Here is a 21,889-nt window from a genome sequence, read left to right on the forward strand (position 1 = left end):
CTCGGCTGAGCCCGCGTAGTGAACTTCTCCCTCGTGGCGAACCAGTCGAGAACGCCCGGCCATGTCCGGACCGGGCCAAGCGGGGATAGGACCCATGAAAATCGTTATGGCGATTATCAAGCCATTCAAGCTGGAAGAAGTCCGTGACGCCCTGACCGCCATCGGCGTTCACGGTCTCACGGTGACGGAAGTCAAGGGATATGGCCGCCAGAAGGGCCATACGGAAATCTACCGCGGCGCCGAATATGCCGTGAGCTTCCTGCCCAAGATCAAGATCGAGGTCGCTGTCGCCTCCGACCAGGTCGACAAGACCATCGACGCCATCACGTCCGCCGCGAAAACCGGCCAGATCGGTGACGGCAAGATCTTCGTCATCAACCTCGACCATGCGGTACGCATCCGCACCGGCGAGGCCGACGCCGCGGCCCTTTGATTTCGCGCTCAACCTTTATCCAATCAGGAGTGAATACAATGACGTTTAAGCGTCCCTATGGCGCGGGACTGGCGGCTCTCGCAGTCGGCCTGTTCGCTGCGACCGCAGCCTATGCCGAGCCAACGGTCAACAAGGGAGACAACGCCTGGATGCTGACATCGACAGTGCTGGTGCTGTTGATGACGATCCCCGGCCTCGCACTGTTCTACGGCGGTCTCGTCCGTTCCAAGAACATGCTCTCGGTCCTGATGCAGGTGTTCTACACCGTCTGCGTCGTCACCGTGATCTGGGCCGTGTACGGCTACAGCCTCGCCTTCACCGGCGGTTCCGACTTCATCGGCGGCTTCTCCAAGGCCTTCATGATGGGCGTCACCACCGACTCGAAGGCGGCCACCTTCTCGGTCGACGCCAACATCTCGGAGCTCATCTACGTGTGCTTCCAGATGACCTTCGCGGCGATCACGCCCGCCCTCATCGTCGGCGCCTTCGCCGAGCGCATGAAGTTCTCGGCGATCGCTCTGTTCATCCCGCTCTGGGTCACGCTGATCTACTTCCCGATCGCGCACATGGTCTGGTACTGGCCCGGCCCGGACATGATCCAGGATGCGGCCAAGGCGCTCGCTGCGGCGGGTGATGCGGCAGCCAAGACCGCGGCGCAGGCCAAGCTCGACGAGATCAACGCCGACGCCGGCTGGATCTTCAAGAAGGGCGCGATCGATTTCGCGGGCGGCACCGTAGTGCACATCAACGCCGGTATCGCGGGTCTCGTCGGCGCTCTCCTGATCGGAAAGCGGGTCGGCTACGGCAAGGAGCTGATGGCTCCGCACTCGCTGACCATGTCGATGATCGGCGCCTCGCTACTCTGGGTCGGCTGGTTCGGCTTTAACGCCGGCTCCAACCTGGAAGCCAACGGCGGCGCTGCGCTCGCCATGACCAACTCCTTCGTCGCCACCGCTGCCGCTGCGCTGTCGTGGATGTTCGCGGAGTGGATCATCAAGGGGCATCCGTCGGTGCTCGGCGTCATCTCCGGCGCTGTCGCAGGTCTCGTGGCCGTCACGCCTGCCGCCGGCTTCTCGGGCGTCATGGGTGCGATCGTCCTCGGCCTCGTGGTCGGCGTGGTCTGCCTGTTCTTCTGTACCGTCGTGAAGAACGCGCTGGGCTATGACGACTCTCTCGACGTGTTCGGCGTGCACTGCATCGGCGGCATCGTCGGCGCTCTCGGCACCGGCATTCTGGTCAACCCGGCGCTCGGTGGTGCCGGCATCATGGACTACACCGCGATCCCGCCCAAGGTTGCCGATTACGACTTCGCCACGCAGATGATCGCCCAGCTCTGGGGCGTCTGCACCACGCTGGTGTGGTCGGGCATCGGTTCGGCGATCCTCTACAAGGTCGTCGATGTGATCGTCGGCCTTCGCACCAATGTCGAGAGCGAGCGTGAAGGCCTCGACATCACCGAGCACACCGAGCGCGCCTACAACATGTAACTCTCCTCCCGGTCGCGATCTCCTCGGGGATCGCGGCCAGACCTACGGTTTGGGCACATACCCGGCAATGCCCCGACCGTTGAGGGGCTCCAGCGCAAGTTGGAGCCCCTTTCTTTTGGTCGGAGGGTCGAAGAAAAACATTGCCATTGCGCACCGCCGGCGCAGAAATATCGACCTCAAGAACAACAATCGGGAGGTCGTCATGCGTTTGGAAGGCGGATGCTATTGCGGCGCAGTGCGCTACAAGGCCGAAGGTGATCCGATGATGCAGGCCCAGTGTCATTGCCGCGAATGCCAGTACATCACCGGCGGCGCGCCCAATACCTTCATCGCAATGCCGGCGGCCGGCTTCAGCTACATCATCGGACAGCCCAAGCAGTTCACGCGCAAAGACCTCGCACGCGCCGTCACGCGCGAATTCTGCGCCGAATGCGGCACCCATCTGGTGACCAAGGTTCCAGGCCTGCCGGCCGCGGTCGTGAAGGTCGGCACGCTGGACGAGCCCGGACAGTTCCATCCACAAATGGCGATCTACACCTGCGATAAGCAGGAGTTTCACGCGATCCCGTCGGGCATCCCGGCATTCGAGAAGCTGCCGGGGCGCTGAAACCGCAATGACGAGGCAGAGGCGGCCTATGGCCGCCTTTCTTACGAGGAATGCCGAAGCATCGGCCACGGGAGAGGATGTCTCAACATCGGGACAGTCCCTATTTGGAGAGAACCCTCACCCGCGCCTTCGGCGCGAACCTCTCCCGCAAGGACCAGCCCCGCCCTGTAGTCATGCATCCCGTTGTTATCCGGCCTCATTATTCCCGCTCTGGACGGGGGCGGCGGCCGATGGTTAATCGCGTCTTAACCTCGCCCTATCTATGGTGAACTGAACCGCTTCCCGCCGGCGCTTGGTGCGACCGGCTGTTCCAAGAGTGCTGGCGCCCAGAATGGTCATGACCGCTTCATCCCGTGCGCCGCAGGCCAGTGGAAGCTCCGACAGCGAACGCTCGCCCTTCGTCCGGCTGAACGAGCTCTTGGGCCCGCATCAGCCGGGTAAACCCTTGATTACGCTTGCAGTCGGCGAGCCCCAGCATCCCGTGCCTGACTTCGTCGGCCCGGTGCTGGCCAAGCACATCGCCGAGTTCGGCCGTTACCCGGCGAACAAGGGCACCGACCCCTTCCGCAACGCGGCGGGCGCCTGGCTGTCATCGCGCTTCAAGCTGCCGCGGCCGCTCGACCCCGAGAACGAGATTCTCGTCCTCAATGGCAGCCGCGAGGGGCTGTTCCTCGCCGCAATCGCGGCGGCGCGCTATGTCGGCCCGCGCCCCGGCAAGCCTGCCATCCTGATGCCGAACCCATTCTATCCGGTCTATGGCGCTGGCGCTCGCGCCGCAGCCTGCGAGCCGGTCTATCTGCCGACCACCGTCGAAAACGGCTTCCTGCCCGATCTCGACGCCATCGACGAAGCGACGCTGGCGCGCACCGTGGCGTTCTATCTGGCCTCGCCCGCCAATCCGCAAGGCTCGATCGCCAAGCCCGACTACTTCAAGCGGTTGAAGCAGCTCGCCGACCGCTACGGCTTCGTCATCCTCAGCGACGAATGCTATTCCGAGATCTACACCCGCGAGGCACCGGGCAGCGCGCTCGAATGCGCCGGCCCCGATTTCACCCGCGTGGTTGCGTTCCAGTCGCTGTCGAAGCGCTCCAACCTGCCCGGCCTGCGCGTCGGCTTCGCCGCCGGCGACAAGAAGTTCATCGGCATGTTCCTGGAGCTGCGCAACATCGCAGCGCCGCAGGTGCCGGTACCGCTCCAGCATGTCGCGACCGTTGCTTACGGCGACGAAGCGCATGTCGAGGAGAACCGCAGGCTCTACCGGATCAAGTTCGATCTCGCCGACCAGATCATCGGCAATCGTTACGGCTATCGCCGGCCCGATGCCGGCTTCTGCGTCTGGCTCAACACGTCCGCGTTCGGCGACGACGTGTCGGTGACGCTGAGACTGTTCACGGAAGCAGGCGTGCGCGTGGTGCCCGGCAGCTATCTGGCGCGGCTCCAGCCTGACGGCTTCAATCCCGGCGCGGGCTATATTCGCCTCGCGCTGGTGCAGGACGGCGAGACCACGGCGCAAGCGCTGCACCGCCTGGTCGAGACTCTGGGTTAGGCGGGGCCCATGAGCATGTCGGCAATCGAACGTGTCATTCCACTGGTCGGCCATCTGCCGCCCTCGATCCGAGAGGGGCTGGCACGGCGCCTGCGCGAGCTCACCGGCCTCGGCCTGATCGCGCTGGCGGGCGTCGCCTCGGCGGCGCTGATGACCTGGTCGGTGCAGGATCCCAGCCTCAGCCACGCCACCTCACGGCCGATCCGCAACATCCTCGGCTATGCCGGTGCGATCGGTGCCGACCTCTCGATGCAGATCCTCGGCCTTGGCGCGATCATGCTGGTCCTGACCGTCGCGGTCTGGGGCTGGCGCATGATGACGCATCGCCCGTTCGACCGCGAAGCGCTGCGGCTCGGCTCCTGGATTCTCTGCACGGTGATCGCCGCGGGTTTTGTCAGCTGCTGGCCGCATGGCGGCGCCTGGCCGCTGCCGACCGGCCTCGGCGGGGTGGTCGGCGACGCGCTGGTGCGCGCGCCCGCCGTGATCTTCGGACCTGCGGGAACAATCTATCGCATCGTGCTGGGCACGATCCTGTTCGCCGCGATGGCCGTGACATTCCTGATCGCCTGCGGTCTCGGCGCACGCGAGCATGACGACGAGCTCGCGGAGATCGAGGATGACGACAAACCGCTCGACGAAGATGAGGAGAGCGATCGCGGCTCGGTGTCGCTGGGCTGGCTGTTCCACGCCTTGATGAGCACCAAGGCGCGACTGATCTGGCTCTTCGGTGCCGCTTACCGCTCGCTGGTCTCGAGCGGGCCGAAGACCAAGGCCGCTCAGTTCAGCCGTCAGGAGCCCAATCTCGGCGGCGGCCGCGCCGCGCCCTCGATTTCACCGCAGTCCGAAGACGAGGACCACGAGGACGAGTACGAAGAAGAGGAGGAGGAAGAGGAAGACGAGGAGCCTGCCGCGCGCGCACCGCGCAAGAAGGTCGCGCCGAAGAGTTCTGCGAAGAAATCCTCCGACAAGTTCGATCTTCCGTCCGTCTCCATGCTGGCCGCACCAAAGGCCGGCGACCGCCAGCCGCTCAGCAAGGCCGAGCTGGAGACCAATTCCCGTTCGCTCGAAGGCGTGCTCCAGGATTTCGGCGTGCGCGGCGAGATCGTGAAGGCCAATCCGGGTCCCGTGGTCACGCTGTACGAGCTGGAGCCGGCGCCCGGCATCAAGTCGTCGCGCGTGATCGGGCTTGCCGACGACATCGCGCGCTCTATGAGCGCGCTGTCGGCACGCGTCGCCGTCGTACCCGGCCGCAACGCGATCGGCATCGAGCTGCCGAACGCGCATCGCGAAAAAGTTTACCTGCGCGAACTGCTGGTGGCCAAGGAGGCGACCGACACGGTTGCAAAACTACCGCTCTGCCTCGGCAAGACCATCGGCGGCGACCCCGTCATCATCGACCTCGCGCGCACGCCGCACATGCTGATCGCCGGTACCACCGGCTCCGGCAAATCGGTCGCCATCAACACCATGATACTCAGCTTGGTCTACAGGTTGCGCCCCGACCAGTGCCGGCTGATCATGGTCGATCCGAAGATGCTCGAACTCTCCGTCTATGACGGCATCCCCCATCTGCTCACGCCTGTTGTGACCGATCCGAAGAAGGCGGTGGTCGCGCTGAAATGGGCCGTGCGCGAGATGGAAGAGCGCTACAAGAATATGGCCAAGCTCGGTGTGCGCAACATCGACGGCTACAACACGCGCCTGCTCGAATTGAAGGCCAAGGGCGAGGAGCCGACGCGCACGGTGCATACCGGCTTCGACAAGGAGACGGGCAAAGCGATCTACGAGGAAGAGAAGCTCTCGCTCGACCCGCTGCCCTACATCGTCATCATCGTCGACGAAATGGCGGACCTGATGATGGTCGCCGGCAAGGACATCGAAGGCGCGGTGCAGCGTCTGGCGCAGATGGCGCGCGCCGCCGGCCTGCACGTGATCCTCGCCACGCAGCGGCCGTCGGTCGACGTCATCACCGGCACCATCAAGGCGAACTTCCCGACCCGCATCGCCTTCCAAGTCACGTCCAAGATCGACAGCCGCACCATTCTCGGCGAGATGGGCGCCGAGCAGCTGCTCGGCCAGGGCGACATGCTCTACATGGCCGGCGGCGGCCGCATCAGCCGCGTGCACGGACCTTTTGCCTCCGACGAGGAGGTCGAGAAGGTGGTGCGTCACCTCAAGACGCAGGGCCAGCCCGAATATCTCGAAGCGGTCACAGCCGAAGAACCCACCGAGGACGAGGACGGCGCAGTGTTCGACGCCACGGGCATGGGTGCCGACGGCGGCGGCGATTTGTTCTCGCAGGCCGTTGCCATCGTCAAACGCGACCGCAAGGCTTCGACCAGCTACATCCAGCGCCGCCTGCAAATCGGCTATAACCGCGCCGCATCGCTGATGGAGCGCATGGAACTGGAAGGCATCGTCGGGCCCGCCAACCACGCCGGCAAACGCGAGATTCTGGTCGAGGAAGAAGACAGCCATATGTGAGGCAAAGCGGCCTCAACGCATCATTTCACGCAAAATCGATATCTGCTTTTGCCAGAAATCACGCTAAAAGGCGCCCAGCCACGTTAGGACGACGCGTTGATCAGACATCCGGACATTCGATTCGCTGCCACCATCGCTGTGCGAAGCGCGCGCGTGGCCGGCGTGCTTCTCGTCACCGCCGCGATGGTGACCGCTACATCGTTCGCGCAGACCGTGCCCGTGCCGAAGCCAGCGCCGAAGGGCCGCGATGGCGGTGCGGCGGGGGGAGGGCCCGCCGTCACCGGTGCGACGCAGGCGCCGCCGAATCCGGTCATCCCGGATCCGCGCCGCAACGTGCCGAGCAGCATCTTCCAGACCTTCGATGCCAACCAAAAGGCGCAGGCCGCCAAGATCAGCGCCTATCTCTCCTCGCTCCAGACCCTGGTCGGGAATTTCGTCCAGGTCGGCCCCGACGGCAGCAAGACGCAGGGCGATTTCTACATCCAGAAACCGGGCAAGGTGCGCTTCGAATATGACGCGCCGAGCCCGATCGACATCGTCGCCGATGGATCCTCGCTGGTGGTGCGTGATCGCAAGCTCGCGACCCAGGACATTTATCCGCTGTCGCAGACGCCGCTGCGTTTCCTGCTGTCCGATCGCATCGACCTGATGAAGGACACCAACGTCGTCAACGTCTCGGCCGACGACGTCTTCACCAGTGTCACTATCGAGGAGAAGCAGGCGCTGGTCGGCACCAGCCGCCTCCTGTTGATGTTCGGCGCCAAGGACGGCCAGTTGAAGCAGTGGACCGTCACCGACCCGCAGGGCTACGACACCACGATCGCGGTTTACAATCTGGATTCGAGCAAGAAGCTCGATCCGGGCATGTTCAAGATCGATTTCACCAATTACGGCCCGTCGCCGGGTTGAGCGCTCCGCTGCCGTAGGGTGGGCAAAGGCGCATTTGCGCCGTGCCCACCATCTTTCCTCCTCGCGATCGGCACGTGGGCACGCTTCCGCCTTCGCTCTTCGAGCTACGGCGGACAAGTCGCTTTGCCCACCCTACCGAAAGCACGCCCAGATCCTCACATCTCGCACCCGAAAAGACGGTGGGCACGGCGCTTTGCGCCTTTGCCCACCCTACGAGAGCTTGCTAAGACGCATCCCTCATGCGTCTCTCCCTGACAACCTGGAACATCAATTCGGTGCGGCTGCGCATCGATCTGGTCGCGAAATTCCTCAAGAGCGCGCGGCCGGACGTGCTGTGCTTGCAGGAGACCAAATGCATCGACGACGCCTTTCCGCTGAAGCGCTTCAAGCGGCTCGGCTATGAGCACGTCGCGCTGAACGGACAGAAAGGCTATCACGGCGTCGCCATCGTCTCGAAGATCCCGTTCGAATCGAAGGATATCCGCACCTTCTGCGACAAGATCGATTCGCGCCACATCTCGGTATCGTTCGGCGAGAAGGCCAACATCGCAAAGCCGCTGGTGCTGCATAATTTCTACGTGCCCGCCGGCGGCGACATTCCCGATCCCGCCCTGAACGAGAAGTTCGACCACAAGCTTCGTTTCCTCGACGAGATGAAGGCCTGCGAGCCGCTGCATCCGCGCGGCGAGGACCGTCACATCCTGGTTGGCGATCTCAACGTCGCCCCGCACGAGAACGACGTATGGTCGCACAAGCAGCTCCTGAAGGTGGTGTCGCACACGCCTGTCGAAACCGAGAAGCTGAAGGCAGCGCTGTCGGCCGGCGAATGGATCGACGTCGCGCGCGAGCGCATTCCGATGTCGGAGAAGGTCTATACATGGTGGAGCTACCGCTCCGCCGACTGGACCGTCGGCGATCGCGGCCGCAGGCTCGACCATATCTGGGTCTCGCGCGCGCTGAAGGATGCGGTCAGTGATTTCAAGATTCTTCGCGATGCCCGGAGCTGGGAGCGTCCGTCGGACCATGTCCCCGTCACGGTGACGCTGGAGGTGTAGCCTCTCGGGAAGCCCGTAGCCTGGATGGAGCGCAGCGCAATCCGGGGTTCTTGCATACGGAAAGGCTGTCCCGGATTACGCTTCGCTCCATCCGGGCTACGACAGCTCAGCTCGTCAGCTTCGCACCGGCCATCAGGATATCGCTGGCGATCTGGCTGGAGCGCACCGCGAATTCGTCGCGCAGGCGAACCGCGGCGGCGGGGTCGCTTTCGAGCACGCGCTGAAACAGGCTGCGCGCGATGCGAATGACGGAGGCGTGCTCCAGCGCAACCGCGCTCGACGGCCGCTTCATCGGCACCACGAGCGCGAGCTCGCCGATCAGTGCGCCGGGACTGGCGATCATTTCGGCGCCAGCGCCGTCCTCGACCCGGAAGGCGCCGCGCTGGACCACGAAGCCGGCATCGGCCTCGTCGCCGAGATTGAACAGGACGTCGCCGCGGACGAAGTTCCGCTGCTCGGAGCCGATCGCCAGCATGCGCAACGACGCGTCTCCCAACAGGCGCAGTGTCGGGACTCGCTCGAGAAGCGCTACATCGTCGTCGATTGACATTCAGGTCCGAGGCTCAAAGGCGCGCGATCTCAAACGATTCGCGGGCCCCCGAAGCGTATCACGGCACCAGCTTGTAGCCACCGGCTTCCGTGACCAGGATTTCCGGGTTGGCGGCATCCTTCTCGATCTTCTGGCGAAGGCGGTAGATGTGGGTTTCCAACGTGTGGGTGGTAACGCCGGAATTATAGCCCCAGACCTCCTGGAGCAGGGTCTCGCGCGAGACGGGCATCTGGCCGGCCCGGTAAAGGAAACGGAGGATGGCGGTCTCCTTCTCGGTGAGGCGCACCTTGCGCGCGTTCGCCGCGGTCAGCATCTTCGAGCCCGGGCGGAAGGAGTAGGGGCCGACCGAGAACACCGCGTCCTCGCTGGCCTCGTGCTGGCGGAGCTGGGCGCGGATGCGGGCGAGCAGCACGGCGAAGCGGAAGGGCTTTGCCACATAGTCGTTGGCGCCGGATTCCAGCCCCAAAATCGTGTCGGAATCGGTGTCGTGGCCGGTCAGCATGATGATCGGGGCCTTGAAGCCGCCCTTGCGCAGGGAGCGGACCACCTCGCGGCCGTCGGTGTCAGGCAGGCCGACATCCATCAGAACGAGATCGGGAGCATTGGCCTTTGCGGCGCTCGCGCCCTTGGCGCCGGTATCGACGGCGGACGCTTCGAATTCTTCGTGCAGCGATAATTGCTCCACCAACGTATCGCGCAGATCGGTATCGTCATCCACGATCAGGATCTTGCGGGCATTGGCCATGGGGGGTCATCCTTTTGGATCCGGCTCGGCGCGCATCCATGCCGCACCCAGCCGCGAGGGAAAGTTAGGGTCGCCGTTGTTATTGTTGTTCGTGTTGAAGTAGTGGGCTGTTACCGATTCACAAGCCAGAACCACTCTAACCCAGAATAGCAGGGCGTTTTGATGAATGTCCTGTAATGAATTCGACATCGCATGTTCACATGAAAAACAAAGCTGCGTCAGCTAGTTACACCCAGAATCGAAGGGCCAGGCCGCTGTCCGCGATCCGCGTTAAGCCAGCTGCCGGTAATCCGCGCCGGGGCTGGCTGACGGCCGGAGCACTGACGATACCGGTGGCGTTGGGGCGAGGCGGCATTCTCGCCAACAAGCACGAGGGCGACGGCGGCACCCCGCGCGGCAGCTTCCGTCCCAGGCGATTGTGGTGGCGGAGCGACCGGCACAGCCGCCCGCAGACGTTCTTGCCGGCCCGGATCATCACCGGCCAAGACGCCTGGTGCGAGGACCCCAAAGACCGTCATTACAACCAAGGTATCCGGCTCGGCGAGGGGCAGGGCGGGGACCGGCTCAAGCGCGCCGACCACCTCTACGATTTCATCATCGAGATCGACCACAACACCAGGCCGCGGATCGCCGGCCGCGGCAGCGCGGTGTTCTTGCACCTCGCCCGCGACAATTTCGGCCCGACCGCAGGCTGCGTCTCCATGACGAAATCTGCGATGCTACAATTGCTGCGACGGCTGGGACCAAGAACAAGAATCATCATCGGGTGAAGACGCATGCTCGACAAGGATCAGATCGCCGCCGCATCGCAAGTCCTGGTGAAGCATTGGCGCGACGGCACCAAGCTTGAAGCGCTGGATGCCCAGTTGCGGCCGCAGAGCCGCGCTGATGGCTATGCCATCCAGGCCGCGCTCGAAACGCAATCGGGCGGAAAATTATTCGGCTGGAAGATCGCGGCAACGAGCGAGTCCGGACAGAAGCACATCAACGTCACGGGACCGCTGGCCGGCCGCATCATGAGCGACACCGTGATCGCCGATGGCGGCACCGCGTCGATGCAGGGCAACGAGATGCGCGTCGGCGAGCCGGAATTCGCCTTCCGCATGGGGCGCGATCTACCGCCGCGCGCGGTGCAGTACACTGTCGACGAGATCCTCGCCGCCGTAGACACCTTCCATCCCGCAATCGAAATTCCCGATTCGCGCTTTACCGATTTCGCCAGCGCCGGCGAGGCGCAGCTCATCGCCGACAATGCCTGTGCGCATCTGTTCGTGCTGGGCGCGCCGACGACTGCGGATTGGCGCGCACTGGATCTCGTCGAGGAGCGGCCGGAGATCACGCTACGTGGCCAGCGATATGTCGGTCACGGCAGGAACGTGCTCGGCGATCCCCGCGCCGCACTGGCCTGGCTTGCCAACGAGCTTCGCGGGCTCGGCATCACCTTGCGGGCAGGGGAGGTGGTGACCACAGGCACGTGCCATCCGCCGCTGCCGATTAAAGCCGGCGATCATTTTGCGGTGGATTTCGGTGTGCTGGGGAAGGTGTCGGTGGGGTTTGTGTAGGCGCACACGCTCCGCTGTCATTGCGAGGAGCCCTTGCGACGAAGCAATCCAGAATCCCTCCGCGGAAAGATTCTGGATTGCTTCGCTTCGCTCGCAATGACGAAATCGATGACGGTTGCTGGGCGCGTTCTTCGCTAACGGCTCTCACCTGTGCCCGAAGATCGCGCTTCCCACGCGCACATGGGTGGCGCCGAGCATGATCGCGGTCGCAAAATCCGCGCTCATACCCATCGACAGGTTCTTCAATCCATTGCGAGCCGCGATCTTGGCCGTGAGAGCAAAGTGCGCCGCCGGCGGTTCGTCGACGGGCGGGATGCACATCAGGCCGGAAATCGTCAGCCCATAGGTGTCGCGGCAGCTCGCCAGGAAAGCATCGGCCTCGCCAGGCGCGACGCCGGCCTTCTGCGGCTCCTCGCCGGTGTTGATCTGGACGAAGAGTTGCGGGTGCTTGTTCTGGGATTCGATTTCCTTGGCTAACGCTTGGCAAATGCTCGGACGGTCGACCGAATGGATGGCATCGAACAGCGCGACCGCCTCTTTCGCCTTGTTGGATTGCAGCGGCCCGATCAGATGCAGCGCGATGTCGGAGTAAACAGACGTTAACGCAGGCCACTTGGCTTTGGCCTCCTGCACCCGATTCTCGCCGAATACACGCTGTCCGGCGGTGATGACCGGGGTAATCGCATCCGCGGCGAAAGTCTTGGACACCGCGATCAGCGTCACGGAGGCGCGATCACGCTGCGCATCCTTGCAGGCGCGTGCAATTTCGGCTTCGACTGCGGCGAGCGCGTTTGGTGAATGGCCGGTTACCGGCGTGGCATTGGCTTCTGTCATGACGTCGATTGGTTGTGGTCGTAACCGAGGTAAGTCCAATTTTACCGAGTTCAAGAAAGAGTTTTTGAACCCTTCGCTTTACCTTGGCCCATGGGGTGGGTAGCGAAATGGCAAGCGTCAGTCTCAACCGCAAACGAGCGAAACTCAAGCAGGTTCTCGGAATCCGGGCGCGGCTGGCGTTGCTCGCGGTGATTCTGGTGGCCCCCTTGATGCTTGAGCGCATCCGTTCGCTCGAAGGCACGCGCGCGCGACAGATCGCGCAGGCCGCCGCTGAATTCACCACCGTCGCAAGGCACAGCGCCGATGCGCAGCGCGAAGTGATCTCGTCGGTCGAGACCATCCTGAAATCGGAGGCCTTCATCCGGGCGTCCGCCGGCGGCATCAGCAAGAGCTGCGACGTGCTGCGCGCTAGCCTGCCGTCCAGCCTGCCCTGGATCCGCACGCTTCTGATCGCCGGCCAGGACGGTCGCATCCAGTGCGCCACCAACAACATGTATGTCGGCCTCGACCTCAGTGACCGGCCTTACTTTCTGCAGGCACAGCAAACCGGCCGCTTCGTGTTGAGCGACTTCATCCTGTCCCGGCCTGCGCCGACGCCGACCGTCATGGCGGTTTATCCGGTGTCCGCATTCAGCGGCGTCCCGGATGCCGTCGTGCTCGCCACCGTCAATCTCGACTGGATGTCGAAGGTCATGAGCAATCTCGGCGGCCGCGCCGGCATTACCGCCGTGCTGGTCGACAGCGCCGGCACCGTGCTGGCCGCGCCGGCCGACCAGCACAGCGCGGTCGGCCGTCCCCTCGACAACATGCCGCTGATGTCGGCGATCGCCGACAGGGCATTGCGGTCGGACCAGGACGAAGGCGCGCTGTCCTTTCTTGCTGCTGACGGCTCCCGCCGCGCGGTCAGCTACATCCGCATCGCCGGCACCAACGCGCGCCTGATCGCCAGCATCGACGAGGACAAGGTATCTGCGGCCGTGAGCCGCGACATCCGCACCGCCTATCTCCAATTCGCCTTCGTCGTCGTGTTCGTCCTGCTCGGCGCGCTGATCGCCGCCGAGAAACTGGTGATCAAGCCGATCGAGATGCTGGCCGACATGGCCAAGCGTCTCGGCGAAGGCGATCTGTCGGCACGGGCGGCGCGCAGTCGCCTGCCCGCCGAGTTCGTGCCGCTGGCCCGCGCGTTCAATGCGATGGCTGCGCAATTGAGCCAGCGCGAGCGCGAGCTGATCGCGAGCAACGACCGCCTGACGGTGATGGCCTCGATCGACATGCTGTCCGGCCTCGCCAACCGCCGCGGCTTCCAGAGCCGGCTCGATTTCGAATGGATGCGCGCGCAGCAATATGGCAGCGAGCTCGCGCTTCTGATGATCGACGTCGATCACTTCAAGCTCTTCAACGACACCTATGGCCATCTCGAAGGCGATTCCTGCCTGACCCGGCTCGGCGAATCGCTGTCCGGCATTGCCGCCGACACGATGGGCTTTGCGGCACGCTATGGCGGCGAGGAATTCTGCCTGCTGCTGCCGAACACCGACGTGCCCCGCGCCGTCGAAATCGGCGAATTGGTGCGCGCGGCCGTGCTGAAACTCTGCCTGCCGCACATCACCTCCGCGCATATGATCGTCACAGTCTCGATCGGCGTTGCTGCGACGAAGCCAAACGAGACACTGCGCCCCGGTGATCTCATCGAAGCCGCCGACGCCGCGCTCTATGCCGCCAAGCATCGCGGCCGCAACAACGTCGTCGAGCACGGCGTGCAGGCGATCGAGACCGGCACGACTGACGTGATGATGGCGGCTAACGGCTAGAGCGTTTTCGAGCGAAGTGGATACCGGTTCGCGTGAAGAAAACGCGTCAAAACAAGAATCTAGAGCTTCGGTTCTGATACAATCAGAACCGATAATGCTCTAGCCCGCCGCTCCCGCGCGCTCGAGCTCGATCTCGGTCACCACGCGATTGCGGCCACCGCCCTTGGCGAGATAGAGCGCGCGGTCACAGCGCTCGATGAGATCGGTGATCGCTTCGCCGGTCCGGTATTGCGCGACGCCGATCGACACGCTGATATTGGGCAGGATCTCACCGGTCGAACGACGCGTGATCCTGCATTCGGCGATCGCGCGCCTGATGCGCTCGGCGGTCTCGGCAGAGGCGGCAAGGTCGGCATCCGGCAGCACCGCGATCAGCTCCTCGCCGCCATAGCGGGCCGGCAGATCCTGCTCGCGAACCTTTTCGCGCAACACCTTGGCGATCAGGCGCAACACCTGGTCGCCGATGCCATGGCCGAAATTGTCGTTGAAGGTCTTGAAGTGGTCGATGTCGAGCAAGAGCACGCTGAGCGGCTCGCCCCATTCCGCGGTCGTCTGCGCCTTGCGCAGGAATTCGTCGAGCGCCCGCCGATTCGCCAGCCCCGTCAGCGTGTCGGTCCGGGCGCGCTGCTCGGACCTCGACAGCGAATCACGGATCACGTCGAGCTCGCGGGTCTTTTCCGCAAAGCCTGCCTCAAGCCGTGTCGCGCGGGTGGCGGCGCGGGCGAGCTCGTTCATGAGCTGGGCGACCAGCGCCTTCGGATCGACGCCGGCCTTGCCTTGGTCCGCGACCTCGCTGATCGCCTGCATCTGCGAATGGTTGTCGGCGATGGCCGTCGTCAGAAACTCCTTTGCCGCACCCATGAGAGAATGCAGTCGCTCGGAGGTGCGGACGACGATGGCACTGACCTGCGGAGCGATGTAGGTCTCGAACAGATCCTGATTGGTTCTGCTGTCGAAGGGACGGTTGTGGTCGATCAGGAGATCGATCGCGTTGCGCAGATCGTCTTGGCTGCCAGCGAGATATTGGAACCAGACGGCAAAATTGGCCGGGGTCGGCGCAATCCGCTGCTCGGCCATGCTCCGCATCGCCCGTCCGGCAATGGACGCGGCATAGTCGTAATCGGGATCGTCGAAGCTGGAATCCATCGCAAGTTTTGGGGGTCGTTGGCGGCCGCAACTTCGCATCGACCCCTTAATCACACCCCAACGGCGGCCTCGGTATTTTTGCGGAGCAGCTCGGAAGGTTCCCCAGATTGCGGCAACCCATTGACCCCTTGCGGACTTCTATGGCCTAGTCCGCCGTCTTTAAGCCGGCCGAACCACGAAAAGCCAACGATTCCATGACCTCCGAACGCTACAACGCCCGCGACGCCGAACCGCGCTGGCAACGCCTCTGGGACGAACAGGCGATCTTCGTCTCCCGAAACGACGATTCGCGGCCGAAATACTACGTCCTCGAGATGTTCCCCTACCCGTCCGGGCGCATCCATATCGGCCATGTCCGCAATTACACGCTCGGCGACGTGCTGGCCCGCTTCAAGCGCGCCAAGGGGTTCAACGTGCTGCATCCGATGGGCTGGGACGCCTTCGGCCTGCCGGCCGAGAACGCGGCGATCGAGCGCAAGGTCGCGCCGAAAGCCTGGACCTACGACAACATCGCCGCGATGAAGAAGCAGCTCCGCTCGATCGGGCTGTCGCTGGACTGGTCCAGAGAGATCGCGACCTGCGATCCCTCCTACTACAAGCACCAGCAGAAGATGTTTCTGGACTTCCTGCGCGAAGGGCTTGCCGAGCGCGAGAAGCGCAAGGTGAACTGGGATCCCGTCGACATGACCGTGCTCGCCAACGAGCAGGTGATCGACGGCCGCGGCTGGCGTTCCGGCGCTGTCGTCGAGCAGCGCGAGATGAACCAGTGGGTCTTCAAGATCACGAAGTACTCGCAGGAGCTGCTGTCCGCGCTGGATGGGCTCGACCGCTGGCCCGACAAGGTGCGGCTGATGCAGCGCAACTGGATCGGCCGCTCCGAAGGCCTGTTGATCCGCTTCGCGCTGGATGCGGCAACGACGCCGGCCGGCGAGAACGAGCTGAAGATTTTCACGACACGGCCCGACACGCTGTTCGGCGCGAAGTTCATGGCGATCTCGGCGGATCATCCGTTGGCGCAGGCGGCCGCCGCGAAGAACCCTGAGCTTGCGGAGTTCATCACCGAGATCAAGAAGATCGGCACCGCGCAGGAGGTCATCGACACCGCGGAGAAGCAGGGCTTTGACACCGGCATCCGCGCGGTGCACCCGTTCGATCCCTCCTGGAAGCTGCCGGTCTATGTCGCCAATTTCGTGCTGATGGAATATGGCACCGGCGCGATCTTCGGCTGCCCGGCGCATGACCAGCGCGACCTCGACTTCGTCAACAAGTACAATCTCGGCAACACGCCGGTGGTCTGCCCCGAAGGGCAGGATCCGAAGACATTCGTCATCACCGACACCGCCTATGACGGTGACGGCCGCATCATCAATTCGCGCTTCCTCGACGGCATGACGATCGATCAGGCCAAGGAAGAGGTGGCGAAGCGGCTGGAAGGCGAGCTGCGCGGCAATGCGGCGGTCGGCGAGCGGCAGGTCAATTTCCGCCTGCGCGACTGGGGCATTTCGCGCCAGCGCTATTGGGGCTGCCCGATTCCCGTCATTCATTGCCCGAAATGCGATGTGGTGCCGGTGCCGGATGCCGATTTGCCGGTGACGCTGCCGGAGGATGCGACCTTCGACAAGCCCGGCAACGCGCTCGATCATCACCCGACCTGGAAGCACGTCACCTGCCCGAAATGCGGCGGCAAGGCGCAGCGTGAGACCGACACCATGGACACCTTCGTGGATTCGTCCTGGTACTTTGCGCGCTTCACCGATCCCTGGAACGAGAAGGCGCCGACCACGCGGTCAGTGGTCGATCGGCTGATGCCGGTCGATTGGTATATTGGCGGTGTCGAGCATGCGATCCTGCATTTGCTCTACGCGCGCTTCTTCACCCGCGCGATGAAGGCGACCGGGCACATTGCGCTGGACGAGCCGTTCGCCGGCCAGTTCACCCAGGGCATGGTGGTGCACGAGACCTACCAGAAGGCCGACGGCACCTATGTGCAGCCGGCCGAGGTCAAGGTCGAGGTCGGCGGCAATGGTCGCCGCGCCACGCTGCTCGCGACCGGCGAAGACATCCAGATCGGCCCGATCGAGAAGATGTCGAAGTCGAAGAAGAACACGGTCGATCCCGACGACATCATCGAGACCTACGGCGCCGACGTCGCGCGCTGGTTCATGCTGTCGGACTCCCCACCCGACCGCGACGTGATCTGGAGCGACGAGCGCGTCCAGGGCGCATCGCGCTTCGTGCAGCGGTTGTGGCGGCTGGTGAACGATGCCAAGGAACTCGGCAAGGAGGCGCCGGCGGCCCGGCCGGCTTCGTTCGGGACGGATGCGACCGCCTTGCGCAAGGCCGCCCATGGCGCCCTGGACAAGGTCACGACCGGCATCGAGCGGCTGCACTTCAACGTCTGCCTCGCCCATATCCGCGAATTCGCCAATGCCCTGTCCGAGGTGCTCCAGCGCCCCGGCCAGCCCGCCGCGGACCTGGCCTGGGCGATCCGGGAGGCCGGCCAGATCCTGGTCCAGCTGTTCTCCCCGATGATGCCGCATCTGGCCGAGGAGTGCTGGCAGGCCTTGGGCCAGAGCGGGCTGGTTTCAGAGGCCAATTGGCCCCAAATCGAACGCGATTTGCTGGTTGAAGACAGCGTGACCCTGGTGGTCCAGGTCAACGGCAAGAAGCGGGGTGAGGTCACAGTTGCAACAGTGGCCCAGAATCCGGAAATCGAGGCTGCCGTTTTGGCCCTCGATGCGGTAAAGCTGGCCCTGGACGGCAAGCCCGTCCGCAAGGTGATCATCGTCCCCAAGAGGATCGTGAATGTTGTCGGCTAGGATCCGCATCGCAGCCCGCTTGCTGGCGGTCGCCGCCCTGGCGGCGCTGACGGCCGGCTGCTTCCAGCCGATGTATGCCGAGCGTAACGACGGCACTCCCGGCCTGCGCGAGAAGCTGATGGGGGTCGAGCTGCCGCCGATCGCCAAGCCGAACGCCTCGCGCGAGGCGCGCGTTGGCGTTGAGGTCCGCAATGCCCTGGCCTTCAAGCTCTACGGCACCGCCACGGGCATGCCACCGACGCACCGCCTGGAGATCCGCTTCACATCCACCCGCTCCTCGCTGATCGTCAGCGCCGCGACCGGACTGCCGACCAGCGAGAATTACGGCATCGACGCCCAGTACAATCTGATCGAGGTCGTCACCGGCAAATCGGTGATGACCGGCACCACCTTCTCGCGTGTGTCCTACGACATGCCCGGCTCCTACCAGCGCTTCGCGCGCAACCGGGCCTATCGCGACGCCGAGGATCGTGCCGCCAACGAGATCGCCGAGAACATCACGACCCGGCTCGCCTCGTTCTTCACCGCGGGCACCTAATTCATTCCTGTCATTCCGGGGCTCGCGAAGCGAGAACCCGGAATCTCGGTTCCCAACCTCTGGTTTCTCTGGTGCGCAATTGCACACCGTAGTTAGCGCTACGCGCGCTCCGGAATGACGATCTAGGCCATGGTCGCGCTGCGCGGAAAAGAGATCGACGCCTTCCTCGCCCGCCCCGATGCGGGCCGCCCGATCATCCTGCTCTACGGTCCTGACGCGGGCCTCGTGCGCGAGCGCGCCGATGCGCTGATCGCATCCGCCGTCGACGATCCCAACGATCCATTCTCACTGGTCAAGCTCGATGGCGACGAGCTCTCCGCCGAGCCGTCCCGCCTCGTCGACGAGGCCATGACCGTGCCGCTGTTCGGCGGCCGCCGCGCCATCCGCATCCGCGCCGGCTCGCGCAGCTTTGCCAGCGGCATCGACACCCTGGCCGAGATGAGCGTGAAAGATTGCCGCATCGTGATCGAGGCCGGCGAGCTGCGCCCGGAATCGCCGCTGCGCAAAGCCTGTGAGCGCGCCAAGACGGCGGTCGCGATCGGCTGCTACCCCGACACCGAGCGCGACCTCGCCAAGCTGATGGAGGACGAGCTCCGCATCGCCAATTTGCGTATCGCGCAGGATGCCCGCGCGGCGCTGATGTCGTTCCTCGGCGGCGACCGTCAGGCCTCGCGCAACGAGCTGCGCAAGCTCACGCTCTATGCCCATGGCAAAGGCGAGATCACGCTGGACGACGTGATGTCCGTGGTCGCCGATGCCTCCGAGTTGAAGCTCGATCCCATCGTCGACGGCGCCTTCGCCGGCCGGCCCGACATCGTCGAGACCGAATTCGCCAAGGCCATGATCGCCGGCACCTATCCCGGCGTGATCATCTCCGCCGCACAGCGTCAGGCCGCATGGCTGCACAAATCGGCGCTCGCGATTGCCGACGGCACGCCGGCCTCAGCCGTGCTCGACGGCGGCTTTCCACGGCTGCACTTCTCGCGAAAGCCCGCGGTCGAAACGGCGCTGCGCAATTTCAGCCCGGCCCGGCTTGCCCTCATCATCGAGCAGCTCGCGACAGCCGCGCTCGAGACCCGCAAGCAATCCACCCTTGCCGCCGCCATCGCCCAGCGCACGCTGATGGCGATCGCCGCGAATGCGAAGCGGCGGGGGTAAGCGCGGCTCTCACCACGTCATTGCGAGCGCAGCTCTCTCAGCACCGTCATTGCGAGGAGCACTTGCGACGAAGCAATCCAGAATCCTTCCGCGGAAAGATTCTGGATTGCTTCGCTTCGCTCGCAATGACGTGATTGATGTAGACGCGCGCCACACACGCAACTGTCGTCCTGGCGAAGGCCAGGACCCATTGCCACCGCGAGTAATTTGGTGGGCGGTATTGGCCTTGATATCCTATCGATAGATCACGCGGTATGGGTCCTGGCTTTCGCCAGGACGACATCGAGGATAGTTCAGAGCCCGCCCTTCGCCAGCCGCTTCATCACCTCGTCGAGCTGATCGAGGTTGCGGTAGTTGATCTGCACGGAGCCGCCGGGATCGCGGTGATTGACCGTGACCTTGAGCCCGAGTGCGTCGCTGACGCGCTTTTCGAGATCGATCGTATCAGGGTCCTTTTCCTTCGTCCCAGTGCGCGCCTTCTGCGGCTTGCGCTCAGGCACGCCCTCCTCGTGCGCGAGCGCCTCGGCCTGACGGACGTTGAGACCCTCCTCAACGATGCGCTTGGCGGCCGCGAGCGGATCGGGCACGCCGATCAGCGCGCGGGCATGGCCGGCCGTCAGTTCGCCGGTCGCGATGAAGGCCTGCACCTCCGCCGGAAGCTTCGTCAGCCGCATCATGTTGGCGACGTGGCTGCGGCTCTTGCCGACGACTCTTGCGATGTCGTCCTGGCTGCGTTTGAACTCGTTGGCGAGCGCGTGATAGCCCTGCGCCTCTTCCATCGGGTTGAGGTCTTCGCGCTGCACGTTCTCGACGATCGCGAACTCGAGCGCGTCGCTGTCGCTGATGTCGACCGGCACGATCGGCACTTCGTGCAGGCCGGCCATTTGCGAAGCGCGCCAGCGCCGTTCGCCGGCGATGATCTCGTAGCGGTCCTGTGCGCCCTTCACCGGTCGCACCACGATCGGCTGGATCACGCCATGCTGCTTGATGGAGTCGGAGAGCTCCTTGAGCTCGGCCTCTGAAAAGGTACGGCGCGGGTTGCGCGGATTGGCCTTGATGAATTCGATCGGCACCTTGCGCTGCGCGCGCGGACGATCGACATGCTGAGCCTCGCCGCCGACATCACCGATCAGACTCGCAAGACCTCGGCCCAGTCGCGAACGCGCTTCGTCGGCCATCGCCAGCTCCCTTGGATTCACGGTGCAGCACTCCAGAACTGAATTTCAGACTCTCGATCGTAGGGTGGGCAAAGGCGCGTCTTCGCGCCGTGCCCACCATCTTTCAATCGAATGGTTTTGGTGGGCACGCTCCGCTTTGCCCACCCTACGGCAGCGTCAATGCGTCATGCGCAGCTCGCGCTCGCGCTGGATCACTTCGGTGGCGAGCCGCAAATACGCTTCGCTGCCGACGCATTTAAGATCGTAGACCAGCACCGGCTTGCCGTAGGACGGCGCTTCCGAGATGCGCACGTTGCGCGGGATCATGGTCTTGTAGACTTTCTCGCCCATGAACTGGCGGACGTCGGCAACGACCTGGTTCGAGAGGTTGTTGCGCGAGTCGAACATGGTCAGCACGATGCCGTGGATCGACAGGTTCGGGTTGAGCGTCGAGCGCACCTGCTCGACCGTTTGCAGCAATTGCGACAGACCTTCCAGCGCGAAGAACTCGCATTGCAGCGGCACCAGGATCGCATCGGACGCCGCCATCGCATTCACCGTGAGCAGGTTGAGCGAGGGCGGGCAGTCGATCAGCACATAGGTGTAGTCGGCGTCCGGCGAGACGTTGTTGTTGAGCGCGCCGATGGCGTCGCGCAGCTTGAAGGCGCGGCCGGGCGTGGTGCCGAGCTCGAGCTCGAGGCCTGAGAGATCCATGGTCGAGGGTGCGATGTGCAGCCGGGGCACCGCGGTCGAGACCACCGCCTCGCGCAAGGCGGCTTCGCCGACCAGCACGTCATACGTGGAGCAGGAACGGCTGCGGCGATCGATGCCGAGGCCGGTCGAGGCGTTGCCCTGCGGGTCGAGATCGACGATCAGGACACGTTCACCGATCGCAGCGAGCGCCGTGCCGAGGTTGATCGCTGTGGTTGTTTTTCCCACGCCGCCCTTCTGATTCGCCAGCGCTAGGATGCGCGGGTGGCCATGCGGTACCTCGTTGGTCTCTTGGGCGTCCTGTTCTTGCTGCGGCTCGTCAATCACGCTCATCGCA

The 21,889-nt window shown here is 64.2% G+C and carries 19 protein-coding genes; 13 read left to right on the forward strand and 6 right to left on the reverse strand.

The genetic code is table 11. From position 1 onward, the window contains the following. The first annotated feature begins 94 nt into the window (after positions 1 to 94). The 7 genes from AAE027_RS25160 to xth all read left to right on the forward strand — a co-directional run bounded on the left by AAE027_RS25160 (position 95) and on the right by xth (position 8,521). Positions 95 to 433, forward strand: a complete 339-nt coding sequence (locus tag AAE027_RS25160) for a P-II family nitrogen regulator (RefSeq protein ID WP_008142813.1) — start codon at positions 95 to 97, stop codon at positions 431 to 433. Between the two features lie 38 nt (positions 434 to 471). After that, positions 472 to 1,920 carry an ammonium transporter gene (locus tag AAE027_RS25165; RefSeq protein ID WP_091882666.1) on the forward strand — a complete coding sequence of 483 codons (1,449 nt, stop codon included), beginning with the start codon at positions 472 to 474 and terminating at the stop codon, positions 1,918 to 1,920. Between the two features lie 202 nt (positions 1,921 to 2,122). Beyond that, positions 2,123 to 2,527 (forward strand): GFA family protein, encoded by a 405-nt coding sequence (locus AAE027_RS25170; RefSeq protein ID WP_370989035.1) that lies wholly within the window; start codon positions 2,123 to 2,125, stop codon positions 2,525 to 2,527. A gap of 331 nt (positions 2,528 to 2,858) precedes the next feature. After that, complete coding sequence (locus AAE027_RS25175; RefSeq protein WP_370989034.1) at positions 2,859 to 4,073, forward strand: aminotransferase class I/II-fold pyridoxal phosphate-dependent enzyme; 1,215 nt, start codon at positions 2,859 to 2,861, stop codon at positions 4,071 to 4,073. 9 nt (positions 4,074 to 4,082) lie between these two features. Continuing rightward, the gene (locus AAE027_RS25180; RefSeq protein WP_370989033.1) at positions 4,083 to 6,557 is read left to right on the forward strand and encodes a DNA translocase FtsK; all 2,475 of its coding nucleotides are present in this window, start codon (positions 4,083 to 4,085) and stop codon (positions 6,555 to 6,557) included. Between the two features lie 153 nt (positions 6,558 to 6,710). After that, positions 6,711 to 7,466 (forward strand): outer membrane lipoprotein carrier protein LolA, encoded by a 756-nt coding sequence (locus AAE027_RS25185; protein WP_091882660.1) that lies wholly within the window; start codon positions 6,711 to 6,713, stop codon positions 7,464 to 7,466. A gap of 239 nt (positions 7,467 to 7,705) precedes the next feature. Further along, complete coding sequence (gene xth, locus AAE027_RS25190) at positions 7,706 to 8,521, forward strand: exodeoxyribonuclease III (RefSeq protein WP_370989032.1); 816 nt, start codon at positions 7,706 to 7,708, stop codon at positions 8,519 to 8,521. Positions 8,522 to 8,627: 106 nt separating this feature from the next. Here xth and AAE027_RS25195 read toward each other — a convergent pair whose 3' ends face one another. Then, a complete protein-coding gene (locus AAE027_RS25195; protein ID WP_091882654.1) occupies positions 8,628 to 9,071 on the reverse strand; it encodes a cyclic nucleotide-binding domain-containing protein in 444 nt (147 codons plus the stop codon). A 58-nt stretch (positions 9,072 to 9,129) separates the two neighbouring features. After that, the gene (locus AAE027_RS25200) at positions 9,130 to 9,816 is read right to left on the reverse strand and encodes a response regulator transcription factor (protein WP_007598630.1); all 687 of its coding nucleotides are present in this window, start codon (positions 9,814 to 9,816) and stop codon (positions 9,130 to 9,132) included. A gap of 200 nt (positions 9,817 to 10,016) precedes the next feature. Here AAE027_RS25200 and AAE027_RS25205 point away from each other — a divergent pair, with 200 nt between their 5' ends. Continuing rightward, positions 10,017 to 10,586 carry a L,D-transpeptidase family protein gene (locus AAE027_RS25205; protein WP_370989031.1) on the forward strand — a complete coding sequence of 190 codons (570 nt, stop codon included), beginning with the start codon at positions 10,017 to 10,019 and terminating at the stop codon, positions 10,584 to 10,586. Between the two features lie 6 nt (positions 10,587 to 10,592). After that, on the forward strand, positions 10,593 to 11,378 hold the full coding sequence (locus AAE027_RS25210; RefSeq protein WP_370989030.1) for a 2-keto-4-pentenoate hydratase: 786 nt from the start codon (positions 10,593 to 10,595) through the stop codon (positions 11,376 to 11,378). A 144-nt stretch (positions 11,379 to 11,522) separates the two neighbouring features. Here the strand turns inward: AAE027_RS25210 and AAE027_RS25215 are convergent, their stop codons facing one another. Beyond that, positions 11,523 to 12,212 (reverse strand): YggS family pyridoxal phosphate-dependent enzyme, encoded by a 690-nt coding sequence (locus tag AAE027_RS25215; RefSeq protein WP_370989096.1) that lies wholly within the window; start codon positions 12,210 to 12,212, stop codon positions 11,523 to 11,525. Positions 12,213 to 12,319: 107 nt separating this feature from the next. On the opposite strand from AAE027_RS25215, the gene AAE027_RS25220 reads away from it, so the two are divergent. Further along, a complete protein-coding gene (locus tag AAE027_RS25220; protein ID WP_370989029.1) occupies positions 12,320 to 14,023 on the forward strand; it encodes a diguanylate cyclase domain-containing protein in 1,704 nt (567 codons plus the stop codon). Between the two features lie 99 nt (positions 14,024 to 14,122). Here the strand turns inward: AAE027_RS25220 and AAE027_RS25225 are convergent, their stop codons facing one another. Then, positions 14,123 to 15,169, reverse strand: coding sequence for a GGDEF domain-containing protein (locus AAE027_RS25225; protein WP_370989028.1), 1,047 nt, complete (start codon positions 15,167 to 15,169; stop codon positions 14,123 to 14,125). Between the two features lie 194 nt (positions 15,170 to 15,363). On the opposite strand from AAE027_RS25225, the gene leuS reads away from it, so the two are divergent. The 3 genes from leuS (at position 15,364) to holA (ending at position 19,684) form a co-directional block, all read left to right on the forward strand. After that, positions 15,364 to 17,988 (forward strand): leucine--tRNA ligase, encoded by a 2,625-nt coding sequence (gene leuS / locus AAE027_RS25230; RefSeq protein ID WP_370989027.1) that lies wholly within the window; start codon positions 15,364 to 15,366, stop codon positions 17,986 to 17,988. Further along, positions 17,975 to 18,526, forward strand: a complete 552-nt coding sequence (gene lptE / locus AAE027_RS25235) for an LPS assembly lipoprotein LptE (RefSeq protein ID WP_091882635.1) — start codon at positions 17,975 to 17,977, stop codon at positions 18,524 to 18,526. The genes leuS and lptE overlap by 14 nt, the downstream gene beginning before the upstream one ends. A gap of 129 nt (positions 18,527 to 18,655) precedes the next feature. After that, entirely contained in the window at positions 18,656 to 19,684 is a 1,029-nt protein-coding gene (gene holA / locus AAE027_RS25240) for a DNA polymerase III subunit delta (protein ID WP_370989026.1), read from the forward strand. A 293-nt stretch (positions 19,685 to 19,977) separates the two neighbouring features. Here the strand turns inward: holA and AAE027_RS25245 are convergent, their stop codons facing one another. Together AAE027_RS25245 and AAE027_RS25250 are read right to left on the reverse strand one after the other, a co-directional pair. Next, entirely contained in the window at positions 19,978 to 20,862 is an 885-nt protein-coding gene (locus tag AAE027_RS25245; RefSeq protein ID WP_370989025.1) for a ParB/RepB/Spo0J family partition protein, read from the reverse strand. A gap of 156 nt (positions 20,863 to 21,018) precedes the next feature. After that, positions 21,019 to 21,885, reverse strand: a complete 867-nt coding sequence (locus tag AAE027_RS25250) for a ParA family protein (protein WP_370989024.1) — start codon at positions 21,883 to 21,885, stop codon at positions 21,019 to 21,021. Positions 21,886 to 21,889 lie beyond the last annotated feature (4 nt).

This window comes from Bradyrhizobium sp. DN3, assembly GCF_041357655.1.
In the GTDB taxonomy this organism is placed as follows: Bacteria; Pseudomonadota; Alphaproteobacteria; order Rhizobiales; family Xanthobacteraceae; genus Bradyrhizobium.